Genomic DNA, 7,905 nt, shown 5'->3' with positions numbered 1-7,905 from the left:
CACGCTTCGCAGGGGGCTAGTCCCCACAAATAATGAAAAAATTAAATTTTGACAAACTGTAAATTTATGATATCATTATAAGTAAGTATGAAGAAATTTTTATTAATACTTATATTTTATAGTATTACATTATATTCATATAATAATTTCTTTTTTCCTTTAAATAACTATTATACAAATAATTTTAATAATAATTTATATTTTAATAACTACTTCCAAAGCTGTTTTAAAAACATATATAACGATTTATTTCTTTATCAAAATAATATTACATCAAGTATTTATTATAACTCTTCTTTAATATCAAAAAATTATTTTGACTTTGAGTACAAACCCAATAAGCAATATTACGAATATTCAAATAGCACATTTTTATCAAATATGATAATGAAAGAAAAAGATAAATACAACTCATTTTTTAAAACTAAAAATTAATTATCATTAAAAAATTTATGCTATACAAATTTTTATTATATTTTTTATACATCACATCATAAGTTAATTTTATCAAGAAATAAAAAAGCCTTATAAATTAATATAAGGCTTAAAAATAAATAATTAATTTAAGAATAAAATGTTTATATAGTTTTATTACTGAAACTAGATTTTATTTTAACTATGATAAAACTAGAAACTTCTTTTACTATTAAAATTATTATTATAATTGCTCCCCACATAGCTGTTATCATAAACGGATCTAAACGCATTAAATTTAATCCTGTAGATATAAATTGTAATATTATAGAAGCTAATACCATACCTGATAATTTACCAAATCCTCCATTAGGATCAACTCCTCCAAGAAAACTTGCTAATACAGCTACTAAAAGATATGACTCAGCATAGTTTGCTTTTACAGAATTCATTTGACCTATTAAAACCAAAGAAGCAAATGAAGCAAAACAAGCTGATAATATGTATTCTATAATAATAACTTTAGATATATTAACATTGGAAAACTTACTTGCCTTAGTATTAGCACCAGTTAAATATAATTGTTTACCATAAGAAGAACGATTCAATATAAAGTGTGTTATAATAATTACAATAATAAACAGTATAATAGCCACAGGAATATTAAATATTTTTCCATTACCTATAAATACAAGTTCATTTGGAAATCCAGATATAGTATATCCTTTCGTAAGTACCAAATTAACACCTTGTAATAATGTCATAGTTCCTAAAGTAACTAAAATAGCAGGTATATTAAATTGTGTTATAAGAAAACCATTAACAATACCAATAATTATACTTGTGATAAATCCACATATTATTGCTATAAAAATGAAAAATATATTAGATTCTTGCATATTTCCATTAGTAAGTGCATTTAATACTAAATATATTATAACACCATTCAAATTCATATTTGCAATAATAGATAAATTAATACCACCAGAAAGTTCAGATATCATCATTCCTATAGCAAGAAATCCTATAATAGGAAGCTGATATGCCATAGCATACATATTATTAAAAGATAAGAATTTATTACCATTAGCTATTACCATTAATATATATACTAATATGAGTGTTATAACAAGAGAAAACTGTTCTCCCTTTCTCATTCTTTTTATGAAAGAAGATATTTTATCAAAGTCAGCCATTATTTCCCCCGATATTAATTTTCAACATTTACACGAACTATAGAATTTCTAGCTTTTATTTCTTGTAAAGCATTAACAAGTATACTAATAACTATTATTGCCCCTATAAATACATTATACCAATATGATGATATTTGTAAAAGAGTAAGGCTATTACTTAATATAGCAAAAAGAAGAACACCTAACATAGTACCCATAACAGAACCCTTTCCTCCAGTAATTGAAGCACCACCTAAAACTACTGCCGCAATAACTTGCATTTCTGTACCAACTATAGAATTAGGTATTACAGTTTGAACTATGGAAACATGTACTATAGAACCTATTGCTGCTATAGCTGCTGATAAACCATAAACAAATAATGTAGTTTTTAATATACTTACCCCAATTCTTTTTGCTGCCACACTATTACATCCTATTAAATATACACTTCGTCCTAAAATAGTGTATTTTAATATAAAAAATAAAGCCAAAGCCATAATAAACCATAATACAGTAACTAAACTAATTCCTACATTTATTCCAATTTCATTTGTTATTGTAAATAGTTTTGCATCTGCAAATGTCCAGAAATATGGAGGAACTTCGTATAATAATTTACCCTTTGTAACTACATACAATATTCCGTAAAATAAATTTTGTGTAGCTATAGTTATAATTATAGCAGGCATTTTATAATGATAAATTAAAAATCCATTGAATAAACCTAATATCACTCCGAAAACTATTGCTAATAAAAAAGCTATGTATATATTACCTGAAATATAATTCAATAATACATACACAACAACATATTGTACAACTTGAGCAATAGCTGTAAAAGATACATCAACCCCACCACTGATTATTACAAGTAATGTTCCTAAAGCAAAAATTCCTAAAACTGTATATGATTTTAATATATTAGATATATTTTCATAATTTAAAAAATTAGGAGTTAAAGAAGATATTACTATTACAAGTACAAAAATAATTATAGCAAGAACAACTTCTCTTTTTTTCATAAAATTTAAAATACTATACATGAAACAACACCCTTTTATTTATTAATCACATACTACGTTTTTGTTCATCTAACATAGCTTGTATATCACTTTCATTTACACTTCCTCTATCGAATATTTTATATATTCTTCCATTACGCATTATAATTATGCGATTACTATATGAAACTATTTCTTTTATTTCATCAGAAATTAAAATAACACCCATTCCATTATTTTTAGAGAATAATTTAATAGTTTCAAAAATACCCGCTTTAGCTCCTATATCTATACCTACAGTAGGACCATCTAAAATTAATATTTTAGGATTTTCATCAAGCCATTTACCTATAACTATTTTCTGCTGGTTTCCTCCTGAAAGTTCTGAAACTTTATTATCTCCAGATTCTGTTTTAATGGATAATTCTTTAATCCAAAAATTTGTTATTTTATTAATAAACGAATTCTCTAAAAAACCAAACTTATTTTTTACTTTTTCTAGATTTACTATAACCATATTATCCTTTATTGGATAATTCATTATTAAACCTTCTGTAAGTCTATCTTCTGGAACATAAGCTATTTTTGCCCTAACAGCATCTTGTATATTATTAATTTTACATTCTTTTCCATCTACATAAATCTTACCACTATCAGCTTTAGATACACCAAATAATGATAATGCCAACTCAGTTCTTCCAGAACCTAATAGTCCTATTATTCCTAATATTTCACCTTTTCTTAAATTGAAACTTATATCCTTATAATTATTTTTTTTACATAAAGAATCAACTTCTAATATAATAGGAGCATCTTTATCTAAATCATTAACCCCTGTATATATAGTTGATTGACCAACCATAAATCTTTCTATTTCCTCTACAGAAATATCTGACATTAAAGCAGATGCTACCAATTTACCATCTCTTAAGCATATTACTCTATCACAAAGCTCAAATACCTCATCAAGTTTATGGCTTATAAAAATAACGGATATTCCATTTTGCTTTAATTTATTTACTATTTTAAATAATTGATTTACTTCCACTCTTGTAAGAGCTGTTGTAGGCTCATCTAAAATAATTAATTTAGAATTATTATTAAGAGCACGTGCTATAGCTATAAGTTGTTGAGAAGCTAAAGGAAGCTCCTCAACTATAGCATTAACATCTATATTAACTTCTAAATCTTCTAATATAGATTTAGCAGCGTTAATTTTATTTTTTAGAAACGAAAATTTAGCTCCGTCTCCTATCATTCTTGGCAGACATATATTTTCCAAAACTGTTAAAGTAGGAAATAATGATATATCCTGATATATAACACTAATACCATGTTTAATTCCAGAAAGAGGACCATAAGAAACCATTTTTTTACCATTTATTTCTATAGTACCGCTATCTGCCTCCAAAACACCCGCTAATATTTTTATTAATGTAGATTTTCCACTTCCATTAGCTCCACATAAAGCAAGTGCTTCTCCTTTCTTTAACTCAAATGAAACATCATCTAATGCTTTAAGAGCATTAAAGCTTTTAGATATATGTTGAATTTTTATAAAATCTTCCATTATATACTATGCCTGCCTAAAGAATAATTTAACAATATAAACTATTAGAAATTATAATTATCTGCGTTTTCAGCTGTAATTACTAATGGTCTATTGAACAATACATTTTTTCCATTAATAGTAGGTACACCTAAATTAGGTATTTCAAGACCTTGTTTTATTTCATCTCTTTTACCGTCTAATATCATTTTTGCTAAATAAACCATAGCATAAGAAGCTTCTCCTGGACTCCACATAATAGAAGAAGTTACTGATTTATCTTTCAAAAATGGAGCTATTTCTTTAGGAGTTGTTGTTCCTAAAATTGTGATTTTACCTTGCATTGATTTTTCTCTTAATGCTTGTCCTGCACCAGGAGCACCTTGACTTCCAAATGCTAATATTCCTTTTAAATTAGGATATACAGTTAAAAGTTCTAAAGTTTTTTGTCTTGCAGCATTTCTATCTTCAGAAACAGGGAATTTATCTCCAACCATTTTTAAATTAGGGTATTTTGATTTAGCATAAGCGATAGCTGCATCTGCCCATATATTATGTGCTGGAACTGTTAAAGAACCAACATAAATTGCATATTCACCACTATCTCCAACAACCGCAACTAATTCATCAATAAATCTTTCACCAAATTTAACATTATCTATCATCTCTACATCATAATCAGCACCTTCTTGATCTGGAGATTCATGAGTTAGAACAAGTATGTTTTTTTCTTGTGCTCTTTTGAAAGCAGGTACACAAGAAGCAGCATTATTTGGAACAACTAGAATAGCATTAACACCCTGATTAACTGCATCTTCTATTATTCTAACCTGTTGTGCCTCATCTGCTGATGAAGGAGCTTGCATATATGTTTCTATACCAAAATCTTTAGCAGCTCTTATAGCACCATTCTCATAATCTTCAAACCATGCTGAACGCAATTTAGGAACAGTTACCATGGTATATTTTCCATCTGCAGGTGTAGAAGTATTTGCAGTAGAATCATTTGTAGTTGCTGTTTCATTATTATTACCACATGAAACTATAAATAATAAAACAATAAAAGCAAATATAAATTTTTTCATTTTTATTCTCCTAAATTTATTTTTTATTTATTTTTTATCTAAATTTATGACGGATATTTATACAAAGGTGGTGGAATACTTCCTGCATTTCCTATTTCTAATGTAATTCCAACATTATCTGTAGATTCTAAATAATAAAACTCATCTTCACCTATCCTTCCACTCTGAATTACCTCATATCCTTTTTCTTTATATTCCTTAATTGCTTTAGCACAATCTTTATAATAAAGTTTTATATGCTGCAAACCTTCTCCATGCTTTTCTAAAAATTCATTATATATACTATATCCATCTAAAGGCTGCATCAATTCATATTGAATACCTTCAGACCATGTAACTGCTAAGGCATATCTCTGAGTATTTGGTTTGCCTCTATACATAGAATCTTGTATATTATGAGGACCATACTCATATACATCCCAAGGACCAATACCAAAATCATTATATAAATGATCCATAGCTTTTTTAATATCTGATACAACCTGTGCTATTTGACAAATTTGTCCATCTCTCATAAGAAATTCCTCCTTTTTTTAATATAATTAATTAAGCAAAAGCAGTTGGTATACCTTCAAGATTTGTATGCCTTTTATGCATTTTGCTTATATCTATATTATTTCTTTCTATTAACATCATAACAATTATATCAACAAATAAAAACATGGATTGTTCAAGTAAAGATGCCATTGGCTGTATAGATTTTACTTCCTTTTCTCCACCAAAAATTTGTCCAGGAACAAAAACTGAAAAATCTGCTAATTGACCATGCTCATTTTCTGGATGGGCTGTCAAAACCCCTATTCTAGCACCAGCTTCTTTGGCACATTTTATAACATTTAATTCTACATTTGTTACGGCACATATATCAAGAAGTAAATCGCCTTTACCTATAGCAGGTGTAGTAGTATCATAAACTACATAAGTATCAAATCCCATATGTTTTAATCTCATAGCAAAAGCTCTAACAGAAAGTTGCATACGACCCATAGCATATAATTGAATAGTTTTAGCTTTTTCTATTTCTGATAATAAAACTTCTATTTCTTCCTTTTTTACAAGATTCAATACTGTGCTATTTTCTTGAATTACTTTTTCTACTAGTTCTTTATATTCCATATAAAACACCTATTTATTTATTATATTAATTAATTAACTTAATTAAATTAATCAATATAATAAATAGTATATTCAAAAAAAGTTACTTGTCAATTTTTTATATAAAATAAAAGTTAATGAACTATATATTGATTTTTACATAGAATTATTATTAAATAATAATAAATATAATTATTTTTTGATTAAATTACCTGTTTTTAAAATAGATTCGACAGCTACAATACTAGCACCTATCAAAACTTCATCTTCAGCAAAATTTCCTAGTCTTATATCCAATTTCTTATATAAATCAGGTATAATCCTTTTACTAACATTAGATTTTAATATATTAAGAAAATTATCTCCAAAATTAACCATTTCATCGCCTATGATTATTACATCAGGGTTTACCATATTAACTAAATTAACTATACCAACACTGAAATATTCTATATTTTTATTTACTTCTTTTACTGTTAAATCATCTTTATTTTTATATGCCTCTACAATATCAGAAAAAGTAAAATCAATACTCAAACTAGATTTAGCACCAAGCTCTAAAGCATTTTTTATTCTTCTAGAAAGTGCTATCGTAGAACAATAATTTTCAAGACAACCCCTGCTTCCACATGCACATAATGGTCCATTAAAATCTATGCTAGTATGACCTATTTCTCCAAATGTTCCTGTAGAGCCTCTTAATAATTTACCATCTACTATAACACCAACACCTATTCCATGACCTGCTATCACATAAGCTAAAGTTTTATTTACATTATTATATTTATTCATATACCAACAAGCCATAACACCAGCCTTAGCATCATGCTCTAAAAACACTGGTATATGAAATATATTATTAAAATAATCCTCTACTAAAACTTGCTCCCAACCTGGAAATTCATTTACTGTAATTATTCCTGTAGTTCTAATAAAAGGACCTGGAAGAGAGATTCCTATAGCAATTATATTATCATTAGAATATTCATTAAGTATACCATGAACAGATGTTTCAATTATTTTAAGTGTATTATTCACACCATCATTAACATTAAATTTGTATTCTCTAACAAGATAGCTTTTGCCTGCTATATCAAATAACCCAACTGTAATATATCTTCTGGTAAGTCGCACACCTATAAATTTATAATTATCACTATTAAGACTTATAGCTATAGACCTTCTACCCTTGATTCCATTTTTTGGACCTATTTCAGAAACTAAACCTATCTTTATAAAATCATTAATAATATTAGTTATTGTAGCTTGTTTTAAACCAGATAACTTTGATAATTCTACCCTAGAACATATTCCTAATTGCATCAATAGTTTAATAATAAGATAGCGATTCATTTCTTGCATATCATTATAATTAATACTCTGTTTCAATTTGCCTAGCATTCTATTTATTACCTTCTTACTTATTATCAACTAATTTATTATTAATTGATAGTAAGTATAAACAAAACTTTTTTTTAGTCAATAATATATAAATATGTTTTTATATTAAAATATAAAAATAATAGATATTTAAATTATTTTATTATAAAAAATATAATTAAAACCTAATAACAAATTAATAT

General features: G+C 26.6%; 7 protein-coding genes. All 7 read right to left on the bottom strand.

Annotated elements, in window-relative coordinates; genetic code table 11:
- Positions 1-578 precede the first annotated feature (578 nt).
- Positions 579-1,610 (bottom strand): ABC transporter permease, encoded by a 1,032-nt coding sequence (locus tag E6A48_RS12135; protein WP_101504149.1) that lies wholly within the window; start codon positions 1,608-1,610, stop codon positions 579-581.
- A gap of 14 nt (positions 1,611-1,624) precedes the next feature.
- On the bottom strand, positions 1,625-2,614 hold the full coding sequence (locus E6A48_RS12130; RefSeq protein ID WP_219620202.1) for an ABC transporter permease: 990 nt from the start codon (positions 2,612-2,614) through the stop codon (positions 1,625-1,627).
- 46 nt (positions 2,615-2,660) lie between these two features.
- Positions 2,661-4,163 (bottom strand): sugar ABC transporter ATP-binding protein, encoded by a 1,503-nt coding sequence (locus E6A48_RS12125; protein WP_101504151.1) that lies wholly within the window; start codon positions 4,161-4,163, stop codon positions 2,661-2,663.
- A gap of 44 nt (positions 4,164-4,207) precedes the next feature.
- Positions 4,208-5,227, bottom strand: a complete 1,020-nt coding sequence (locus E6A48_RS12120) for an autoinducer 2 ABC transporter substrate-binding protein (RefSeq protein ID WP_219709332.1) — start codon at positions 5,225-5,227, stop codon at positions 4,208-4,210.
- Positions 5,228-5,271: 44 nt separating this feature from the next.
- Positions 5,272-5,742, bottom strand: coding sequence for a VOC family protein (locus tag E6A48_RS12115; RefSeq protein WP_101504153.1), 471 nt, complete (start codon positions 5,740-5,742; stop codon positions 5,272-5,274).
- A gap of 31 nt (positions 5,743-5,773) precedes the next feature.
- Positions 5,774-6,343 carry a phosphoheptose isomerase family protein gene (locus tag E6A48_RS12110; RefSeq protein WP_219709331.1) on the bottom strand — a complete coding sequence of 190 codons (570 nt, stop codon included), beginning with the start codon at positions 6,341-6,343 and terminating at the stop codon, positions 5,774-5,776.
- 171 nt (positions 6,344-6,514) lie between these two features.
- A complete protein-coding gene (locus tag E6A48_RS12105; RefSeq protein WP_219709330.1) occupies positions 6,515-7,723 on the bottom strand; it encodes an ROK family protein in 1,209 nt (402 codons plus the stop codon).
- Positions 7,724-7,905: the final 182 nt, after the last annotated feature.

The organism is Brachyspira pilosicoli, from assembly GCF_019402445.1.
In the GTDB taxonomy this organism is placed as follows: Bacteria; Spirochaetota; Brachyspiria; order Brachyspirales; family Brachyspiraceae; genus Brachyspira; species Brachyspira pilosicoli_B.
This window is presented reverse-complemented; position numbering and strand designations above follow the sequence as displayed.